The 19,933-nt window shown below is 65.0% G+C and carries 19 protein-coding genes; 8 read left to right on the top strand and 11 right to left on the bottom strand.

Features of this window, described 5'->3' with window-relative positions; genetic code table 11:
- Window positions 1–263: 263 nt before the first annotated feature.
- Complete coding sequence (locus HYG77_RS20490) at window positions 264–794, top strand: hypothetical protein (protein WP_208960411.1); 531 nt, start codon at window positions 264–266, stop codon at window positions 792–794.
- On the opposite strand, the gene HYG77_RS20485 is transcribed toward HYG77_RS20490, so the two are convergent.
- Together HYG77_RS20485 and HYG77_RS20480 are read right to left on the bottom strand one after the other, a co-directional pair.
- Window positions 709–1,527, bottom strand: coding sequence for an enoyl-CoA hydratase-related protein (locus HYG77_RS20485; RefSeq protein ID WP_208960410.1), 819 nt, complete (start codon window positions 1,525–1,527; stop codon window positions 709–711). The two genes, HYG77_RS20490 and HYG77_RS20485, sit on opposite strands and share 86 nt — an antisense overlap.
- 84 nt (window positions 1,528–1,611) lie before the next feature.
- Window positions 1,612–2,370, bottom strand: a complete 759-nt coding sequence (locus tag HYG77_RS20480; RefSeq protein WP_208960409.1) for an enoyl-CoA hydratase/isomerase family protein — start codon at window positions 2,368–2,370, stop codon at window positions 1,612–1,614.
- A gap of 50 nt (window positions 2,371–2,420) precedes the next feature.
- Here HYG77_RS20480 and HYG77_RS20475 point away from each other — a divergent pair, with 50 nt between their 5' ends.
- Window positions 2,421–2,588, top strand: coding sequence for a hypothetical protein (locus HYG77_RS20475; protein ID WP_208960408.1), 168 nt, complete (start codon window positions 2,421–2,423; stop codon window positions 2,586–2,588).
- Between the two features lie 76 nt (window positions 2,589–2,664).
- On the opposite strand, the gene HYG77_RS20470 is transcribed toward HYG77_RS20475, so the two are convergent.
- Window positions 2,665–3,105, bottom strand: a complete 441-nt coding sequence (locus HYG77_RS20470; RefSeq protein ID WP_109333389.1) for a tautomerase family protein — start codon at window positions 3,103–3,105, stop codon at window positions 2,665–2,667.
- Window positions 3,106–3,252: 147 nt separating this feature from the next.
- Complete coding sequence (locus HYG77_RS20465; RefSeq protein WP_208960407.1) at window positions 3,253–4,152, bottom strand: alpha/beta fold hydrolase; 900 nt, start codon at window positions 4,150–4,152, stop codon at window positions 3,253–3,255.
- 512 nt (window positions 4,153–4,664) lie between these two features.
- On the opposite strand from HYG77_RS20465, the gene HYG77_RS40970 reads away from it, so the two are divergent.
- A complete protein-coding gene (locus HYG77_RS40970) occupies window positions 4,665–5,117 on the top strand; it encodes an ISAs1 family transposase (RefSeq protein ID WP_348273585.1) in 453 nt (150 codons plus the stop codon).
- Window positions 5,118–5,163: 46 nt separating this feature from the next.
- Here the strand turns inward: HYG77_RS40970 and HYG77_RS20450 are convergent, their stop codons facing one another.
- The 4 genes from HYG77_RS20450 to HYG77_RS20435 all read right to left on the bottom strand — a co-directional run bounded on the left by HYG77_RS20450 (window position 5,164) and on the right by HYG77_RS20435 (window position 10,704).
- The gene (locus tag HYG77_RS20450) at window positions 5,164–5,937 is read right to left on the bottom strand and encodes an SDR family oxidoreductase (RefSeq protein WP_208960405.1); all 774 of its coding nucleotides are present in this window, start codon (window positions 5,935–5,937) and stop codon (window positions 5,164–5,166) included.
- A 641-nt stretch (window positions 5,938–6,578) separates the two neighbouring features.
- Complete coding sequence (locus HYG77_RS20445; protein WP_208960404.1) at window positions 6,579–7,490, bottom strand: MBL fold metallo-hydrolase; 912 nt, start codon at window positions 7,488–7,490, stop codon at window positions 6,579–6,581.
- Between the two features lie 192 nt (window positions 7,491–7,682).
- Window positions 7,683–9,710, bottom strand: coding sequence for an acetoacetate--CoA ligase (locus HYG77_RS20440; RefSeq protein WP_208960403.1), 2,028 nt, complete (start codon window positions 9,708–9,710; stop codon window positions 7,683–7,685).
- 40 nt (window positions 9,711–9,750) lie between these two features.
- Window positions 9,751–10,704, bottom strand: a complete 954-nt coding sequence (locus HYG77_RS20435; RefSeq protein WP_208960402.1) for an AraC family transcriptional regulator — start codon at window positions 10,702–10,704, stop codon at window positions 9,751–9,753.
- Window positions 10,705–10,860: 156 nt separating this feature from the next.
- On the opposite strand from HYG77_RS20435, the gene HYG77_RS20430 reads away from it, so the two are divergent.
- From HYG77_RS20430 to HYG77_RS20420, 3 genes are all read left to right on the top strand, one after another.
- Window positions 10,861–13,188, top strand: coding sequence for a LuxR C-terminal-related transcriptional regulator (locus HYG77_RS20430; protein ID WP_208960401.1), 2,328 nt, complete (start codon window positions 10,861–10,863; stop codon window positions 13,186–13,188).
- A 455-nt stretch (window positions 13,189–13,643) separates the two neighbouring features.
- The gene (locus HYG77_RS20425; RefSeq protein ID WP_208960400.1) at window positions 13,644–15,017 is read left to right on the top strand and encodes an MFS transporter; all 1,374 of its coding nucleotides are present in this window, start codon (window positions 13,644–13,646) and stop codon (window positions 15,015–15,017) included.
- 267 nt (window positions 15,018–15,284) lie between these two features.
- The gene (locus tag HYG77_RS20420; RefSeq protein ID WP_244372979.1) at window positions 15,285–16,061 is read left to right on the top strand and encodes a recombinase family protein; all 777 of its coding nucleotides are present in this window, start codon (window positions 15,285–15,287) and stop codon (window positions 16,059–16,061) included.
- Window positions 16,062–16,475: 414 nt separating this feature from the next.
- On the opposite strand, the gene HYG77_RS20415 is transcribed toward HYG77_RS20420, so the two are convergent.
- A complete protein-coding gene (locus HYG77_RS20415; protein WP_280123315.1) occupies window positions 16,476–16,877 on the bottom strand; it encodes a zeta toxin family protein in 402 nt (133 codons plus the stop codon).
- Between the two features lie 148 nt (window positions 16,878–17,025).
- Between HYG77_RS20415 and HYG77_RS20410 the strand changes: the two genes are divergently transcribed.
- Entirely contained in the window at window positions 17,026–17,373 is a 348-nt protein-coding gene (locus HYG77_RS20410) for a hypothetical protein (RefSeq protein WP_109335365.1), read from the top strand.
- The gene (locus HYG77_RS20405) at window positions 17,366–18,016 is read left to right on the top strand and encodes a Dabb family protein (RefSeq protein ID WP_208960399.1); all 651 of its coding nucleotides are present in this window, start codon (window positions 17,366–17,368) and stop codon (window positions 18,014–18,016) included. Before HYG77_RS20410 ends, HYG77_RS20405 begins: the two co-directional genes overlap by 8 nt.
- 69 nt (window positions 18,017–18,085) lie before the next feature.
- On the opposite strand, the gene HYG77_RS20400 is transcribed toward HYG77_RS20405, so the two are convergent.
- Together HYG77_RS20400 and HYG77_RS20395 are read right to left on the bottom strand one after the other, a co-directional pair.
- Complete coding sequence (locus tag HYG77_RS20400) at window positions 18,086–19,024, bottom strand: alpha/beta hydrolase (protein WP_208960398.1); 939 nt, start codon at window positions 19,022–19,024, stop codon at window positions 18,086–18,088.
- A 146-nt stretch (window positions 19,025–19,170) separates the two neighbouring features.
- Entirely contained in the window at window positions 19,171–19,857 is a 687-nt protein-coding gene (locus HYG77_RS20395; RefSeq protein WP_208960397.1) for a DNA alkylation repair protein, read from the bottom strand.
- Window positions 19,858–19,933 lie beyond the last annotated feature (76 nt).

Below are 19,933 nucleotides of genomic sequence, written 5' to 3'. Positions count from 1 at the left end.
CATTCCCCCGAGCACTTCGTGCAGGGTGGTGCCCCCAGATTGGTCGGATAATGCGTTCGGCAGCGTTGCCACCACAACCTCAGTCGGCCCCAAAAACGGCCTTTGGCAGTCATTGCCAGTGATCACTTGCCGCCCGCGGTTCAAGCGGGTGGTGTCCGCGCAGGAGCTGGCAGAGGCGTTCACGCCGACTCCTGACGAGCGCGCGTGGGCGCGATTTTCTGGTTCATGTGGGACGACCTCATCCGCGGCGCGATCGGGGCAAGATGCAGAGCGATCCTCACCTGCTTGCCCTGACGATGCTTCTGGAGGCGTATCAACGGCTCGGGTACTCCCCGAAGCTCGGTGATGTCCCGGCCATGGTCGTCGACACCGTGCGCGGCGTGCTGGACCTGCCGGACGGGCTGGCCGCGCAGTTCTGCGAGCAGGCCGGTATCCCGGCCGAGGCCCCGGCGCTGGTCGGGTTCTACCGCCTGCTGGCCGGCACCGCGGCCGCGGTCGCGGTCGCGGTCGCGGTCGCGGTCGCGGTCGCGGTCGCGGTCGCGGTCGACGCGGGCTACCCGGCCAACACCGATCTGGTCCTCGAGGACGGCAAGCCAACGCTCGAGCGCCGCAGGGGAGCCGACCGCCGCCCGTCCGCGCTGGCCCTGGAGTGCGCCGACGTGCGCTGGCTCTCGGTAGTCGCGCCGGAAACGGCAGTGGTCGATTCGCTCATAACTGCCAGGTCCCTTCGAATGTGGGTTCGGTCTTGTCGAGAAACGCCCGCGATGCCAAGGGCTCGTCGGTCGCGAAGTTGATCAGCTGGGCACGGGACTCACCTTCCAGGGCCTCACGGAATGTCGAGCTGCTCGCTTGGTTGATCATCACCTTGGACTGTGCAAGCGCGATGGGAGGACCGCTCGCCAGCCGAGTAGCCAGGTCCAGGACGAAGTGGTCGAGCTCGTCCGGTGCCTTCACCCAGGTCGCAATTCCGATCCGCAGTGCCTCGTCGGCATCGATGATCTCGCCGAAGAAGGCCATTCGCTTCGCCTGCTGAAGCCCTACGACGCGAGGCAGGAGCCACGAGCCGCCGAAATCGACTGACATTCCGCGTCTGGGGAAGATCTCGGAGAAGCGTGCCGTGGTGGAGGCGACAACCAGATCGCATCCGAGCGCGAGATTGCAACCGGCTCCCACCGCGACGCCTTCGACTCTGGCCACAGTCGGTTGCGGCAAGTGATGCAACGCCTCGGCGATGTCACCCATCCAGCGCATCCGGTTCAGAGGGTGTCGCGGCTCCTTCTCACCTGCAAGGTCGGCGCCGGAACAGAAGTCTCCTCCGGCCCCCGTCAGCACGACCACACGAACGGTCTCGTCGGCTCCTGCAATTCGTATCTCGTCTCGAAGTCGAGTGAAAGCGGCCTCGTCGAGTGCATTCTTGCGATGGGGCCGGTTGATCGTCAGGGTGAGTATCGCGCCGCTTCGCGTGACGATCACGGAGTTCGTTGCGGATGCCCGCGAATCAGCGGCGCTGTCTCGTGTAGAACTCATCGGCTTGCGCTCCTCGTTCTCCGCGACCGGTGGCGATCGCTCACCGCCCCACGGCTGCGAACACCTTGTTCGCAGCCGACGCGATCATCGACCGACATACCGAGGCTCGCGCTTCTCGAGGAATGAGCGGACACCCTCACGGTGATCTTCGGTGGTGAACAACGACGCCTGAGTGGCGGTCACCCAGTGTCCGAATTCATGCCAGTCAGGATCCAGTGCGAGTCGAAGGCCGCGCTTGGTCGCGGCGACAGCCAACGGCGGGTTCGCCGCGATCTTCTCCACCAGCTCGAGTGCGACCGGCATCACCTGCTCGTCGTCGACGACTCGGCTGACAAGTCCGATCTGCCGGGCCCTCTCCGCGTCGATCATCTCGCCGGTGAAAAGCAACTCTGCTGCCAGCTCGCGCCCGACGATCTGCGCGAGGCGTCCGAGCCCCGCTACGTCACTGCACAACCCTCGTTTGACGAACAGCTCGCCGAAACGCGCACTCCGTGCCGCGATGCGGATGTCGGCCAGCAGCGCAAGCTCCATCCCCCATCCCACGGCGGTGCCATTCACAGCCGCGATGACCGGAATACCTGTGGCCAACAGGGCCCCCGCGGCCGGAGTGATTTCTTCGTCAAACACCGGGCCCGGACCTGCGCCACCGCCCACCGCTCGGACATCGTCGCCCGAGCAAAAGGATCGGCCGGCACCGGTGATGACCAATACGCGAGCCGTCGCGTTGTGCACGAGTTCGGTCAGCTCGGCGTAGGTCTCGAGCCGTAACGCGTTGTGCACCTCGGGCCGCATCAGCGTGATCACCCCGACGTGGCCTACTTCGTGGTAGGAGATATCTTGCATTTCGCCGTACAACCTTCCCAGCCGGCCGCGCAGGGCGGCACGATGGCGGCGTGCGAAGCCGAGCCGCCGATGTCGGTGACGACCGCCGCGGCGGTTCGGTGGGCGACCTCGGTGGGTCCAGCCGCAGCGGAACGGTCCCGGGCGGTGCTGTCGTCTCGGTCACGTCGAGCTCCCCTCATCCGTTCAGGCTGGTGATCTGGAGCAGGCTTGGGTCCTGAGCCAGTTCGAGTTCCGCAGGATGAGAGGACCGACAAGGCCCGGGGCACAGCGCCGCCGTACCCCGGGCCTTGTCGGTCACGAGGCAGCGACGTCGTACGGTATGGGTCGGTTCTCCTTGGCCCAGAGCTTCTCCATGTCAGACTCCGGCGGCGGCGGCACCAGACCCTGCGTGCGCCAGAGGTCCATGGGGGTCTCGTCGATGTGGATCTCCCAGTCGTAGCCGCGCTCCTTGATGAAGGGTGCGAGCTTCTCCTCGGCCACTGTCATCATCAGTGCGCGAACCTCTGCGGTCTCCATCTGCCGGGCGATGTGATCGAGTCGGATCCGGACGAAGTTGTTGTTCGCCTTTCCCCCGACATACATCGTCTCCTTCGGCATGTCCTTGAACAGGACGACCACGTAGAACGGTGGCAGGTTGACGTAGTCCACGTAGATCGACGTGATCGCCTCGGACAGCTGCTCCTTGTCCTCGGGGGTGAAGGCGTTCTCGGGGGTGAAGATCTCCCAGTACGGCATGGCGGTTCCTCCTCATTGGATTGGTGCGGCGGGACTTGTGCCGCGATAGCGATTGCTTCTGTCGGGCGGTCCGAATGGGCTCATCAAACTGAGGTCTGATGTTGCCCGCACGAAGGTTCTTGATGGACCCGTAGTCGCGGACGGGTCCTACGCCAGGGCGCGCACAAAGTGTTCGCACGCAGCCTTTGACGACGCCTCGAACGCGGCACCGGTATACACGTCGAAGTGACCACAAGGCAGCACGACCAACTGCTTGGGCTGCAGGGCCCGTTCGTAGGCCTCAAAGGCGAGTTCTGCGTATGCACTGATGTCTTGGTCGGCCACGATCATCAGTAGTGGGGTCGGTGAGATTCGGTGGATTCCATCGCCGGGCTCGAACTCGACGATCCGCTCGAGGGAACCGAGAGTCACCTCGTTGCGCCAGGACGGAGCCCTGTCCTGCGCGGTTTTGGTGAAGAACTCCCAGGATTCGACGCTGGACATCAGCGCGGGAGCCATCGGATCGGCGTCCACGGCCGGCATGAGCGTGGGCTCCCCGCCGTGGTAGAGGTTGCGTCGTTCGCCGTCCAGCTGGGCGCGCACCGTTGGCAGGAAGTCGGGACGAACGAGCCGCGTCATCTGGCCGGACCCGCTGATGAAGGGGACCTGAGCGACAACGGCTCGCACCCGGCGATCGACCGCGGCCACGCTCAGCACGAGGCCGCCGCCATGGCTGGATCCCCAGATGCCGACACGGTCGGGGTCGACGTCCTCGCGGCCGGTCGCATACGTGATGGCGTGGCGAAGGTCGCGGGCCTGGGTGATCGAATCGATGTGCTGGCGCGGAGCGCCGTCGCTGGCGCCGAAGTTTCGGTGGTCGTACACCAGAACATTCAGTCCCGCTTGGGAAAAGGACTCGGCGTAGTCGTCGAGATACATTTCCTTGACGGCGGACAGTCCATGGACCATCACCACCACTGGGCCCTTCGACTGGGCCCCTTCCGCGGGAAAGAACCACCCGCGCAAGGTGACATCGTCCGCTGAGAATTCAATATCCTCACGTGGCATTAGAGATCCTTCCGACATTTGTACGCTTATTGAAGAAGTTAGTGACGTGGGACACACCGTTGAAGGGATGCTTGCGCCTAATCTGAGTACACGTCCGCCACGTGCGGTTTCAGGGCCCCGGAAAAGTCGGCCCGTAGCTCCGTGGCGTTGGGAATGTGGATGTGGACACGGACGTATATCGCCGGCCAAAGGCGAGTGATCGCACTGGACGGCAAGACTGTCCGCGGAGCCCGCGATCGGACGGACGACGCCCCCGCCCCGCACCTGGTGGCCGCCTTCGACCACAACGCCGGGGCGGTACTCGGGCAGGTCTGCGTCGACGCGAAGAGCAACGAAATACCCGCTGCTAGAACATTGTTGAACCAGTTCGACCTTGATGGTGTGGTGGTGACCATGGATGCGCTGCACACCCAGACCGACACCGCCACGCTGATCACCGAGGCCGGCGGCGACTACGTGTTCACCGTCAAGGCCAACATGCCGACGTTGCACCGCAATCACAAGGCGCTGCCCTGGAAGGACATCCCTGCTGCCAGGCACACGACGACAGCAAGGGTCGGCGTGTCACCCGCACCATCAAGGTCGCTGCCGTGCCCGACTGGATCGACTTTCCCGGCGCCGCGCAGGTCGCACAGCTGCGGCGCACCGTCACCCTACGAGGCAAGAAGACCGTCGAGGTGGTCTACCTGATCACCTCCGCCGACCACATCGCCGCACCACCGTCGACTCTGGCCTCGTGGGTGCAAGGGCATTGGGGCATCGAGAACAAACTGCACTGGGTGCGCGACGTGACCTTCGGAGAAGACCTATCCCAAGTCCGTACCGGCCAGACCCCACGGATCATGGCCACCTGCCGCAACGTCGCAGTCAGCCTGCTTCGCATCGCGGGGTGGGGCAACATCGCCGCCGGGCTACGCCACTACACCCGACAACCCGATCAGGCGCTCGCACTGGCCTTGACCTGAACAAAGCCGACTATTCCGGGGCCCTGCAGCCCACCCCATGAATCTTTCAGAACAATTGGCTCGTGAAACCGCCGTCGACGGTCAAGGAACTGCCGGTGATCATCGAAGCTTGGTCCGAAGTGAGGAAAAGAGCCGCATCTGCGATATCCTCTGGGGATATCAACCGCCCCTGCTTCTGGTCGATTACCTGAGCGAAACCGCCAGAGGCGAGGCCCATGGTCGACTCCCAAACCGGGACTTCAGAGGCAATGAGCGGTGTATCAACGTAGCCGGGCACCAGGGCGTTAACTCGGACTTTCTGTGCTCTGAGTTCACCTGCAGCTGTTGCAGTGAGGTTGCGAACTGCAGCTTTCGACGCCCCGTAAGCCGCTGCGAGAGGTGTGCCCCCGGTCCCTGAAATGGACGAGAGGGTGAGGATCGATCCGCCACCGGAATTCGCGATAGCCGCCGCGCTGTGCTTGATGGTCAGGAAGACACCGTCAAGGTTGACTGACATGGTGGATCGCCAAACATCGAGCGGCGTCTCCGCGATCGGATGCGATGCGCTGATTATTCCAGCGTTGGCGACCACGTGATGCAAAGCCCCATGCTCTTCGACAGTGCGTTCTATCAGTGCAGAGACGTCCTGCTCGCGGGTCACATCAGCCGGAATTGCGATCGCGCCGGGGATGCGGGAAGCAACTGCCTCGGCGGCTCCGCGGTGTCGGTCGGAGACGACAACCCGAGCGCCTTCCTTCGCGAACCGGTCGGCAATCACGGCGCCGATTCCGCCGCCCGATCCAGTGACGATCACGACCTTGCCTTCGAGAGTTGTAGGCATGGAATCTTCCTTTCGTTCGGCGATGTGGCCGGCTCTCATCAGTCCGGTGCACTCGACCTGAATGTATGCATGACGGTTCGGTTTGGCGCAGTTCGCGGGTAGCGTCGGCACGGCCAAGTCCTCGTTTGGGAAACGGCCCGCTTCGGACGATTAGTGCAGGTGAGCGCCACAACGGACGCGCGTATCGTGCCTGTTGACTGTAAGCACTGAAGCATCCTGATTTGGATAGAAGTGACAGCTCGTTGCAAACCCGTGCCATAGTGCTGTCGGGGTTCAGCAAGAGGCTTGATTGCCTGCGAACTCCGGGGGTGCATCCCTCTAAGCTTTTGAATTCGCGGGTCAGATGGCTGGCGTCTGAATAACCCCACTTCTCGGCGAGAGTCATGAGCGTCGATGAGGTGCGAAGTAGGTCCCTTTTCACTTCAGAAATTCGATGACGTCGTATGTCCGTGGCCATGAGAAAGTTCTCGCGGCCACCACGCGGTAGCGAGTGGCGGTGCTCGAGCCGAACGCCTAGAACTGCACCCATCGCCGCGATGGGCCGGGGCAGGAGCGCCCCGCGTCGAGGCTCGAGGCTTCGCTGTTTCTGCGAGTCCCGAGCTGCGTCGTCGTTCGCTGGGCGCGGGGTCCAGCCCGGGAAGTTACGGCCGGATGTCCGTCGCGGTCGAACCTGCGTCTCGAAGCTGGATCGCGTTCATGGCCGAGAACTGCAGGGTCCAGAGGTTTCCATGCCCCGGGTACTTCGCCGACATGATGCGGACCAGGTCCTCCGCATCGTCCGCAACCTCGTAGGCAGCGGCGAAGTCCTGGATGTAGGACCGTGTTTCGGCGATCATGGAATCGACGGCGTGGTCGTCGCCGTCGGGCCTGCGGTGGCCGGCGACGATCATCCTGGGTGCCAGCTTCTCCACCAGGTCGACGGTCTCGAGCCAGTGTTGCCATTCCTCGGGCGTCGACAGGCCGAGCATCGGGTGGATCTCGTTGTAGATGGAGTCACCGGCCACGACGACATCGATCTCTGGGATGTGCACAATTGTCGTGGGATGGATGTCGGCCTGCTTCACCTCGACGATGTTGAGAGGCGAGCCGTCGACGTAGAGCGTGTTGTCGTCGATCGGGTCGGGGAGCGCATCACTGACGACGCAGGCGTCACCGAACAGCATCGCCCACTGCTGTTGCTGCAGTTCCATGGATTCCTTCATGGCCTCGACCACGTGGGGCAGCGCAACGCACTTCGCGTCCGGGAACCGCTCCATCAGGGGACCGATGCCCAGGTAATGATCGGCATGGGCGTGCGTCACGTAGATCGTCGTGAGTTGCTTCCCGGTGCGCTCGATCAGGTCGCCCAGGTCCCGGACGTCATCCTCGAGGTATTGGGCGTCGATGAGCACAGCTTCGGTCGGACCGCTGATGAGGGTCGCGGTGGTGGGCGAGAAGGTCCCGCTGGGAACATCAGGCCAGTCTCCCGCGGGGATCTCGGGCCAGCGACCGACGTATACGGTCGCTCGGATCGGCGGGGCGGCTGCGGCGGGCGGGCGGGTGTCGGTATTCATGAAGTGCCTCCAGAATGGGAGTGATTGGTCAGTGGCATCGGGTGGGCCTGCGGCCCACCGCGGCTAGTTCAACGGTAGGAGCGCGATATTTCCGGGACGTAGGTCGACCGTGCCGGACACGGGTACACGGCCGCCACGATTCGCTCGGCGTGACGAACCGGCCGCTATGGCCAAGTAGGTCGTCTCCCTCGGTCATGCGCCATGCACCGGTGAGTTCGCAGCACGAGTGGCTGCGTAGCGGGCGAAGGTTTCCAGCAGGGACGGGTCGTCGATCGATCGTGCTTCGGCGACCGCGGCGACGTCGTTCCCTTGCAGGATGCGCTTGACCGGGACTTCGAGCTTCTTGCCCGTTCGGGTGTGCGGGATCGCCCTGACGACGATCACGTCGTCCGGTACGACTCGGGGCGAAACCGCCTCGCGGATCCGCCCGACAATGCGCTCGCGGAGCGCGTCATCGAGCTCGGCGTGATCGGACAGTGCGACGAACAGCGGCATCCAGTACTCGCCGTTCTGCTGCTCCGCCCCGATCACGAGGGCTTCCGCTACCTCCGGGAGTTCTTCGACGACGCGATAGATGTCGGCGGTACCGAACCGGATCCCGTTACGGTTCAGCGTGGAATCGGAGCGTCCGTGGACGATCACGGTGTTTCGTTCGGTGATGGTGACCCAGTCACCATGCCGCCAGACCCCGGGGTAGCTCTCGAAGTAGGTCTCTCGGTAGCGGGCCCCGTCGCCGTCGTTCCAGAATCTGGTCGGCATGGACGGCATCGGCTGGGTGACCACCAGCTCGCCCACGGCATCGCGCAGGCTTCGGCCGTCGGCGTCCCACGAGTCAAGGGCCACGCCCAGGTATGGGGCCGTGATCTCCCCGGCCCGCACCGGCAGGATCGGCACGAAGCCCGCGAATCCGCTGGCGACATCGGTGCCCCCTGTCACCGAGGCGAGCGGCACATCGCGGCCGACGTGATCGGCAACCCAGAAGTGCAGCTCGGGAGCGACCACGGAGCCGGTGGCCCCGAGGGTCCTCAGCCGACGCAGATCGTGGTCGGTGCCGGGTGACCGGCCCGCTCGGGCGCAGGCCTGGAGGTAAGCCGGGCTCGTGCCCAGCACGGTGACCTCGTGCCGGGCTGCGAGCGCCCACAGCGCGTCGTCGGTCGGGTACGACGGACTTCCGTCGTAGCAGACGATCGTCGCGCCGACGAGGAGGCCGCTCACGAGGGAGTTCCAGACCATCCAGCTCGGCGAGGTGTACCACAGGTACGTGTCGGAAGGACCTAGGTCGAGATGGAGAGCCAGGGCTTTGAGGTGCTCGAGCACAACTCCACCGTGGCCGTGAACAAACCCCTTCGGCTTCCCGGTCGTACCCGAGGAGAACAGCACCCAGAGGGGGTGGTCGAACCGCACGTGCGCGGGAGTCATGGCCGGCCCACCCCCTGTGACTGCCTCGACCCAGGGCGTGGTGCCTGCGGGAACACTCGTACCCGAGTGAAGTCGGCCGACGACGAGCACCTCACGCAGCGTCGGCATTCCGGCCTGCAGGGCTGGCAGGGCCGCGAGCCGGTCGACCTCGCGTCCGCCGAAGCGGTAGCCGTCGGCCGTGACGAGGACCACCGGCGCGAGCTGTCCGAGGCGGTCGACAACCGCCTCCGGTTGATAGTCCTGTCCGCAGCACGACCAGGTCGCTCCGACGCTCGCGGTGGCGAGGAAGGCGATGACCGCCTCGGCAATGTTGGGGAGGTATCCGACCACAGAGTCGCCCTCGCCTACCCCCCGAGCGCGCAGCCAGTTCGCCAGCGCGGACACCTGGCGGGCGAGCTCGGTCCAGGAAACCGTCCGCGGCCCGGCCCCGCCTGGTTCGGAGTCGTCGATGATCGCCGGGCGGGACGACGTGGCGTGGCTCAGCACCGTGTCCACATAGTTCAGCCGCCTGCCGGGAAACCATTCGGCAAAGGGCATCTCCCGGGTTGCCAGCACCGGGCCAACGCCGGTCATACACACCCCGAAGTAGTCCTTCATCGACGCCCAGAATTCCTCCGGACTGGTCACCGACCAGTCCCACAAGGACTGGTAGGAGGTGGCCTCGAATCGGCCCGAAGCCTGCAGCCAGTCGATGAAGTCACTGATCCGGGCGTCGGCGATCCGTTCTGCCGAGGGCGACCAGGCCACGTCCCCGGGTCCGATCGAACTCACCTCCACGGTCGCGTCCATTCCGAATTCCATATCTGCACCCTTCTTCACGCGTTGCTAGTCAGAACGGGCATCAGCAGCCGTGGCTTTCCCGATACTCGCTCGGCGAGACCCCGAAGCAGCGGTGGAACTCCCGGCGAAGATGGCTGGGGTCGTAGTAGCACCATCGGTGAGCGATCGTCGCGATGGTCATGTTGGAGTTCACAAGCTCCTCGCGGACCGCGGCCATACGCCGTGCACGCACGACCGCGGTCATGGTGTCCCCGGTCAGCGAGAAGGCCCGGTGGATGGTTCGTGTCGAGACGTTGTGGGCGGCCGCAAGATCCTCGATATGGATCGGACCGCTACGAAGATTGCGCGTGATCCAGTTGTCAATCTGCGCGCGCAAAGCAGCCAAGGCCGATCGACCTGTGACGGAGCCGGTCTCTGCGCGGATGATGCCGGCAGTCAGTGCCACCAGCGCCCCGCGGGTTGCCTCGACCTCTGAAGTATTCATGCCTGGCACCCGGCTCCACGCCTCGTCAAGGACCCTGAGCAGGACGCCAACCAGCGGCCGGTCCTGCTCGAGCACGAGGCAGCCAGGAATGTTCGCGTCGCAACCAGCTGCCAGCAGCGCGGCCCGCGGCAGGGTCAGCGTGCGTTTCCTGACCCGCTCCGGCACCGAGAAGCCGTCACCGTCGTAACCGCCGGTCACCACGACCACTGTCCCGTTCACCAGCGCGGCATCCGTGCCCGCGAAGGAAAGTCGCTCGTCGCCCCAGTCACCTGCCACGACCACGACGACATCGCGCTCAGCGTCACGATCTTTACCCAGCGACAGCACGCTCTGCAGGGGCGGGCAGTCCCAGTCCGCGAGCTGGAGGTCGCCGACGTCTCGCGAACGCAAGCGAGTGGCATTGCCCCGCCTCTTGCGGTGTTGCACCGTCATCGGCCCCGAGACATCGCGGACCGCAGTCTCCCAGCGGGCCCCAGGCCCGGCCGGCTCGAAGTCGAGGACTTCGATTTCGGTGGCTGCGGTCGCGGTCATCGGGGCCTCCCAAAGCGGTGGACTAGGTTTGATGTGCCTGTACAGCCTGCCTGTGGACCACCACGGGGCGCATCGTGTGAAAGACGTATCCCATTACCTATTCGCGCTCCAGCCCGACCACTCCCGGTCGGACGTGAGGGTTAGTCTGGTCGGACCATGGCTTCACGGTCGGCGAACCAGCCGGACAACCTGCCCGCGGATCTGACGAGTTTCGTAGGCCGTCGATCCGAGACCCAGACTGTCCGAAAGCTTCTCTCCGCCGACCGGCTCGTCACGTTGACCGGGGTAGGCGGGGTCGGCAAAACCCGCCTCGCACTGCGGGTTGCCCGCGATATCCGCCGCGCCTTCCCGGATGGGGTTTGCCTGGTCGAACTGGCGTCTCTGAAGGACCCAGACCTGCTGCCGCACACGCTGATAGATGCACTCGGGATTCGCGAGCAGTCAGCCCCCGCCCCGTTGGTCCTCACCGACTACTTGCGCCCCCGACACACCTTGATAGTCCTCGACAACTGCGAGCACATACTCGAGGCAGCCGCGGACCTGGTGGACCGGCTGCTCCGGGCGGCGCCGAAACTGCGGATCCTCGCCACGAGCCGACAAGCGCTGATGATCGCCGGTGAGCATGTGTACCCGGTTCCGACGCTGCCGGTGCCCGACGTCGATGTCCGTCTCACTCCCGGCTCGGCGACGCAGTTCGCGGCTGTCAACCTATTCGCCGCCCGGGGGGCTGCGGTCGTTCCCGGGTTCGAGATCACCCCTGACAATGAACACACGGTCATCCAGCTCTGCCAGCGGCTGGAGGGGATCCCCTTGGCGATCGAACTGGCAGCAGTACGGTTGCGCGTGCTCACGGTCGAGGAGCTCGCGCATCGGCTGGATAGTCGGTTCGAATTGCTTCGCGAGGGCAGTCGTAACTTGCCGGAGCGGCATCAGACTCTTCAGGCACTGATCGACTGGAGCTACGAGCTGTGCACTCCGGCGGAGCAGACGCTGTGGGCGCGTGCATCAGTGTTCGCTGGGGGGTTCGGTCTTGACGCGCTCGAGGCTGTCTGCGCGGACGAGTTGCTTGCCGAGGAGGCCCTTCTCGACACGGTGGCCGGGCTGACCGACAAATCGATCTTGATCCGAGGCGAGCACGGCGGGCGTGTCAGGTTCCACATGTTGGAGACCATCCGGGAGTACGGCCAGGCCCGACTACGAGAGTCCGGCTTTGAAGCGAAGGTGCAGCGCAGGCACCGGGATTGGTACTGGCGGCTGATCGAGAAGGCTGCCGCGGACTGGTTCGGTCCGGGTCAGGAGGAGTGGGCGGCCTTGCTCCGTGTGGAGCATCCGAACGTGCGCTCGGCGCTCGAGTTCTGCCTCGCGCGGCCGGACGAGGTGCGCGTCGGACTGCGGATGGCGGGCCTGCCCTGGTTTCTCTGGGCTGCGCTCGGCTTCATGACCGAAGGCCGCCTGTGGCTTGACCGGGCGTTGGCAATGGATCAAGAACCGAGTCTCGAGCGGGTTTGGGCGCTGGGCACCGCCGCTGACATCGCTGTCTTCCAGGGCGATGAGGCTGCTGCTACTGCACTGATCGCCGCCGTCCACGATCTGGCGGGCCGACTGGGCGACCCACGGGGCCTGGCTTACGCAACCCATATGCTCGGCCTACGCGCACTGGGCAGCGACCCGAGCGCTGCGATTCCACTGTTGGTTGAAGCGCTCGAGCGATATGGGCGCGCCGACGTACCCGCGGACTACCCCAACAGTGTGCGGCCTGCACTGACCATGGCCTACGTGCTGTCGGGCGAGCTTGACAGAGCCGCCGACGTGGTCGAGGAGGCATGCGAACAGTGCAAGCAGGCCGGCGAGCGTTGGCTGTTGTCCTACGCCATGTGGGCGAAGGGGTTCTTGAGGCTCCTCCAGGGCGAGCTCGAGCAGGCCGAAGCCGATCTGTGCGAGGCGCTCCAGCTCAAGCGGTTCACCCAGGACAGTCTGGGCTTGGCCTTCATCCTGGACGTTCTCGCCTGGACCGCCGCGGCGAGCAGCGACTGCGAGCGGGCCGCGGTGCTCCTGGGCGCGTCGGACCAGGTCTGGCAGACCGTTGGGGTCCCTCTATTCGGAGCGAAACACCTGCTCGCGCGACGCGAACAGTTCGAGAACATGGCTCGGCAGGCGATGGGCAACCCTGGCTTCGACACCGCGTTTGCCCGCGGAGGCCAGCTCACCGTCGAGGACATGCTGACCTTCGCGCTCCGGGAGCGCCGCGTCTCCCCCGTCGAGCCCCGACAGGCCGACAGCTTGTTGACACCTCGAGAGCGCGAGGTCGCGGACCTGGTGGCGCAGGGAATGTCGAGCAAGGACGTGGCGGCCAAGCTGGTCATCTCCCGACGCACCGTCGACGTACACGTGGAGCACATCTTCGGGAAACTTGGGTTCAACTCCCGCACTCAGATCGCGACCTGGGTGGCACAACGGCGCGCGCCGGAATCGCCAAATCGGTGATAGCTGGGCGGCGACTGTCGCCGACACGGTGACCTCGCGATCTCGGAGCCAGCAGTTGCGCCTCGGTTAGCGGGCGCGTGAAGCCCAGTCGCCGTGGAGGACCGATCTCCCCGGGCCGGCGTTCCCGGCTGAACTGGGGAACCTAGGTGCAAGGCCTCGATACTACGTTGGCCCGAGTACCTGCATGTCGTGACCAGCTTCACGATGTTTCAGTCCCTTCCTGGAAGCTGATACTCGAACTGGATGGAGAAGGGCGCTTCCATACCCCCAGTGGGCACGATCGTCCTACGGGTCACCCTTCACTCATCCATACCGTGGTGGTGTCCCTGACCACGAATTGTCGCGTCCTCGGCCGACGGCTATACCGTCGTAATCCGGGCCGCCGTATTGCGGTTGGACTCACTCTTGTCACCAGACATAACCGGTTCCCAGCACTTTTCGACTCAGGAGCCCTCATGACCCACACAATCGCGCCCGACGCGGCGCGGCGCCGTTCGCCGCTACGCTCCGTCGTAGTGAGCGGTGTCGGCAACGTACTCGAGTGGTACGAGTGGACCGCTTACGCTGTCTTTGCACCGTTCATCGCCGCGGCAGTGTTCAATGCCGACGATCCTGTCTCCTCCCTGCTCTCCACGCTGGCCGTCTTTGCTGTCGGCTTCCTGATGCGCCCGCTCGGAGGAGTCTTCTTCGGTCGGCTCGCCGACCGCCGCGGACGTAAGTTCGTGCTCATCGCGACGATGCTGATGATGGCCGGCGGAAGCCTGGCGATCGGACTGATGCCGACCTACGACTCCATTGGCACCTGGGCGTCGGTGCTTCTGCTGACCCTGCGACTGATCCAGGGCTTCGCGCACGGTGGCGAATCCGCGACCGTGGCCGTCTACATCACGGAAATGTCCACTCCGCAGCGCCGCGGTATGTGGGGCAGCTTCACCTTCGTCGCCGTCTTCGGTGGAGCCGTGATCGCCTACCTGACCGGCGCGACGGTCACCGGCGCCCTCGACGCTACCGCCGTCTCGAACTGGGCCTGGCGCATTCCGTTCCTGCTCGGCGGCGCCTTCGCGGTTGTCGTCTTGATCCTCCGCCGCCAAATGGATGAGAGTGAGGTGTTCGAAGAGCATGCCGCAGGCGTGTCCTCGGGCGCGACCACTGCGCCGCCGGTCTCCCGCAGGCAGCTTATCCGCGGCATCCTGCTCTGCTTCGCTCTGATGTCCGGTATCAGCGCCGCGCACTACACCTGGCTGTCCTACGCCTCGACTTACGCCATCGTGCAGAAGGGCATGGACGCCAACTCGGCATTCTGGATGTCACTTATTGCCACCGTCATCGCCACTGTCGCCGTGCCCTGGTTCGGCCTGCTGTCGGACAAGATCGGCCGACGTCCCATGCTCATCACCTTCGGTGTCGGCATCGTCGTCCTTCAGTTCCCGCTGATGACCCTGATCAGCGATCGGCCGTGGACGCTCTTGGTCGCCGCCACTGTCGGCCTGATGATTGTCTGCGCAGGAAGTTGTGTCTCCGCCGCCATGCCCGAGATTCTCCCGACGCCGATCCGGGCGATGGCACTCGGTATCGGTTTCTCGAGTGCCTCGGCGATCTTCGGCGGAAGTGCCCCCTACGTGAACCAGCTGCTCAACAGCCTCGACGTCCCATGGGCCGCGAACTTCTACATCATGTCGCTCGCCCTGCTCACCGCGTTCACGGCCTGGCGCCTGATCCCCGAGACCAAGGGCATCGACCTGGCCGCGGCGGGACGCGATGACACCGCCGCCCGTCAGCGGGGGGTTGCGGTAGTACTCGCCGAGAATCGGGCGGATATGCCTGGGTAGGCTCTTCGAGCTGGGGATCTTCGGGTTCTTCTGGGCTAAGGACAACGGGCGATGCGATCGGAGCCGAACCCTGTTGACGGCGTCAAACGTGAAGAACCGGAACAACTCCTCCCAACCGATCGCGTTCAACGGCCGGGTTCGCATAAACGACCAGATGTGCGAGTTCTTGCGAACGGCCCGATCCGTGCCTCGTTCCCGCAGGTCGCGTTTCGCACAACACCTCTCACAACCTCGGCGGTGTGAGAGGGAGTTCTGAGAGAATCGGTAATGGTCCTGACCCCGGAACAGGCCGCAGCCGCGGTCGAACGCCATCCCTGCCAAAAGTGCGAGGCGCCGGCGGGAAGCCCGTGCCGGACACGGGCTGGGAAGACCGCCGCGAAGTACCACATCGCCCGGTTCATCCTCGTGCCGTCGCTGCGCGACGAGCTCACCGTCGCCGTCCCGGGTGACCGGGGCCCTGGCAAGAAGTGGACGAAGGGACCGCAGGCCGTCGCGTCGAAGCCGGAGACGAACGGGGCGCCGATCCGAACCGGGTACGCCCGTTGCAGTTCGGCCCAGCAGGAGCTGCAGAGCCAGCTCGACGCGCTCGCGGCCGCGCACTGCACGCGGGTCTTCTCCGAAAAGATCAGCACCCGCATCAAGATCCGACCCGAGCTGGAGAAGGCACTCACCCTCGCCCACGAGATCAAGACCGCCGCGCCGGACCAGCCGGTGATCCTGACCGTGCACGAGCTCAAACGCCTCGCCCGCAACGCCGCCGAGCTTCTGCCCCTGTCTGCCCAGCTGCTTAGCGGCGGAGTACAACTGGAGCTGCTGACCGGGATCTACGACCCGCACGGCATGCGCTCGATGCTCTTCGCCGTACTCGCCGTCGCCGCCCAACTCGACCGCGACTACATCCGCGAGAAGACCCTTGAAGGCCAGCAGGCCGCCCCGCCCGCGGCAACCACGGCGGGCGGGTGGAAGTGCGCGGCCACAACCTGGAGGTCCACAGGTCTCCGTACGGTGCAGGTCCCCCCTTCGCCACGGGGAAAGCGCAGGTAGCCGTCACGGTCAGCGAGGTGCGGGAACAGCTTCTCCAAACGGGTGATCGCGAAAGACAAGCCAACGAACAAGACCGTTCTGATCACCACCGGTGCGCCCGATGAATCGGGGATGATTTGCGAATTCGGCGTCCACCTGTTTGAGCTGATCCGGCAGTACGGGCCTGGCGATGACTACGAGGTTCCCGAGCACATCGACACCCGTAGTGCTGCACCATTGGGGGCACGAAGATATCCACTTCTTGTACCTCCGTGAAGGGGCCGACAGGTCCGCCGGGCCCTTGATGGGCAGGACGACTCACGTCGCGATCCAGAGGTCGCAGACCGACGCGCGGCCCAACCTCTTCGGCGACTTACTCGAAGACTTCGAAGCCTCCGGCGGTACCGCGGCGGAACAGCTCGAGTTGCACCACCGTCACGCCTTCTCGGTCTCGGCGAGTGCTTGGGCGTTGCGGGCGCATTGCGAGGTGTATTGGGCGCGGACGAGTTCCTCGTATACCTTCGGGCCCTGTCCTGGCCACCGGAGTGTTCCCTCGATCAGAACGTTCTCGCCGCGGTCCAAACAGAGCCGTCGGATCTGATCGATCAGGGCGGTGGATTCGTCGTGGACCAGCGCTGTCAGCTCCCGCGGCGCCAGCGGGGCTCCCTCCGCGAGTTCGGTGCCGAGTAGTTCCGCATAATCGCCGTCGCTGAGTGCTTGTTCGATCAGGTGATCCTTGACCACGTCGGCGTCGAGGCTGCGGTATCCGTCCAGGTCGGGAATGTGGTCGCGGAGCAAAGTGCTCTTGCCGGCTCCGGGTGCACCAGCAGTGAGGATCGCCGAACGTCCCTCGCGCAGTGAGGGTTTCCCACGCCGGATACAGGTCCTCGATGACGTTCGCGCCCGCGTCTCGCCGGAACCGCACCTCTCCCGCCAAGAGGGAGAGCCTGTGCTCCAACGGCTCGAGTACCGTTACGTTCAGGCCATGGTAGGCGAGAAGGTATACGTGGTCGATCGCGTGGTCACAAAACCCGGACGTGCCCGGGAGTTCGTCGACGCGTACGTCACCGAGTATGTACCAGGGGGACGGATACGCGGAATGACCCTGGATCGAATTCTCGTCAGCCCCCCGATCTGGTGGGCGGACGAGCCCAACACCATCACGATCACGTGGGTGGTCGACGGGGTCGACGCCTGGTGGGACATGACCCGGCGGGGCCGCCCCGACCCAGAGCTCGGCCGGTGGTGGTCGCGGATGGACCCGATGATCCTCGACCGAACCCGCTCCATGGCGGCAGCGGCCGAGGACGTCGACGGTGTGTGCGATGTATAACGTCACGAGGGTCGTCCACTTCACCGAGGCAGCCGATGCCATTGCGCGGGACGAGTACGCGAACAATGCTCGTCGAGCCATCCTTGCCGTCGGCGTGAAACGGTTACTCATCGCCCCGACTTTGCCGGGGGTCATCAATGGCGGCGACCTGATCGTGCATCTTCAGCTCACCGACACCGCCAGCTGGCGGAACCGCGCGGACGACATCGACTCCGCACTTTCCCAGCCGATTGCCGACAGAGTCGACGGGGTCGAGTACTCCCCCGGACTCGGCGGTCGGAGGCCCGAACAGCATTCGAGCCGCCTGTACCGCGCACTGCTGCTCCGTGTGGAGTCGGGTACACCGGACTCCGTCGTCCAACGGTTCGAACGGGACCTGCTCCGGATGCCCGAACATATTTCGTCGATCACGGCGTGGCAGCTCAGCAGAGTCGACGCCGCCCTGGGTCCGCAGCGGTGGACTCACGTGTTCGAGCAGGAGTTCACCGACCATGGTGCCGTGACGGGTCAATACCTGAATCATCCGATCCACTGGAGCGTCGTGGACCGGTGGTTCGACCCCGAGTGCACCGACATCATTGTCCGAGACCGGGTGTGCCATACCTTCTGTGAACTCGACGACCTCGTCATCCCCGACCGGTAGCTCCCCCGAAAAGCGCTGTGGTGCGGTCGGACCGGTGACCGGCCGACCGCACCGCAGGTAGCGCAGGTGCTATGCGTTACCGAGTACGTCGCGCATCATTTCCCAGATCTGTTCGCGTGCCGGCGCGGTGAGCGAGAGCAAAGGGAAGGTCAGGAATCCGTGGAAGAGTCCGTCGAACCGGTGGTGCCGGACTCGGACACCGTCCGCGGTGAGTCGCGCCGCGTACGCGTCACCCGATGAGCACGGCGGATCGAGTTCGGCGGTAATCACGACCGCCGGCGGCAGACCGGCGAGTGTCTCCGCCCGGATGGGAACGAGACGCACATCCTCGGTCCCGTTCGGCGCATACTGCTGCCAGTACCACTTCATCGCCTTGGTGGTGTTGTAGTACCCGGTCCCGTAGAGGCGGTACGACTCAGTGTCGAAGTCGTCGTCGATCACCGGATACAGCAGCACCTGCGCGGCGACGGCCGGGCCACCCCGGTCGCGGGCCGCAATCGCGACCGTCGCGGCGAGGTTACCTCCGGCGCTGTCGCCCACCAGTGCGATCCGGGTGGGGTCACCGCCGTATTCGGCGGCGTTCTTCGAGGTCCACTCCAGGGCGGCGTAGACGTCGTCGTGCGCGGCCGGACCGGCATGCTCGGGGGCCAGGCGATAGTCGACCGACACCACGACCACGCCGGCGCCTTGCGCCATGGAGCGGCACAGTTCGTCGTGACTGTCGAGGTCACAGAACACGAACCCGCCACCGTGGGCGAACACCACCACAGGCAGTTCCGGATCGTCGCAGTGCGGCCGGAAAATCCGTAGCGCGAGGTTGCCGTCGGCAGTCTCGATGGTGAGATCGGTGACCTCACGCATGTCCGGTAGGTGTTGCAAGGGTGCGCGCCGATCGCGGATCAGCTCACGCAGTTCGGTGGGCGGCACCGCCGTGATGTCCGGAAACCCCGCATCGAGGGTGGCGAGCATCGCTGCAACTTCGGGATGCAGGGTGGGTCGAACTGCCATGATGGGATCTCCTGGTCGGTCGGCGCGTTCCTGCGGCCACGGTAAGGCGCCGCCGGATCAGCCGGAACCAGGATTCCCGATCAGCGGTCAACCGTCAGCCAACCGGTTCTGATTCGCGAATCTTCATGTCGTCATTGATCGTCGGCTTACTTGTTCTGTTGTCGGTTCACCATCTCGGTGATCCAGACCGGCGCGAAGGGTGAGGTGCAGTTCGGGGGCGTCGGGTAATCCTCGAGCACGTGCAGCCGCTCGCCGATGTCGATGGCGCGGGCGCGGTGCTCGGCGTGCTCGATTCCGATTTGCGCCAAGCAATGATTCATCGCCCACTGCAGGCGATCCGGGGCATCCTTCATCTGCGCTTCGATGATGTCGAGCAATCCTGCGAGGTCGAGGCCCTCGGGTTTCTTCGCCACGCGATCGGTGGTCAACGCCCACCCGGCACTCGCGACCACCGGATCCGGATCGGCGAACCAGGTCAGGCGTAACTCCTCGGCGTGCGGGTTCTTCTTCACGACGTAGTTGACGAGCCAGTCGTGCACCTTGGGTGTGCGCGCCTGACGCAGCATGGCATCCAATTCGTCACGCTCGAACGCCTTCGGGCGGCAGATCAGGATCGCCAGCAGTTCCGCCGCGCTGTCACCGGTCTCCCAGAGCTCGCGGGCGAGTTCCTGCTGGGTCTCGAGCCGCTTGGCAAGTGCGCGCAGTTTGCCGAGGTTCACGCCGTGGTCGTCACCGTGCTTGACGTTCACCTCGCGGGCCCTCGGGTCCTCGAGGTCTGCCAACTCGGCCACCACCTCGACCACCGTTGTGGGGTTCGCCGTCGTCTGAGCCACGTCTCTCTCCTGTCCGTCGCGTGGAAGACACCCTACGTCGAGGGGTCGACACGTTGCTGACCTGCAGTATCGACGG

Source organism: Rhodococcus sp. ZPP, from assembly GCF_017656075.1.
Classification (GTDB): Bacteria; Actinomycetota; Actinomycetes; order Mycobacteriales; family Mycobacteriaceae; genus Rhodococcus_F; species Rhodococcus_F oxybenzonivorans.
Note: the sequence above shows the minus strand (reverse complement) of the source record. Positions and strands in the feature narration are given on the sequence as shown.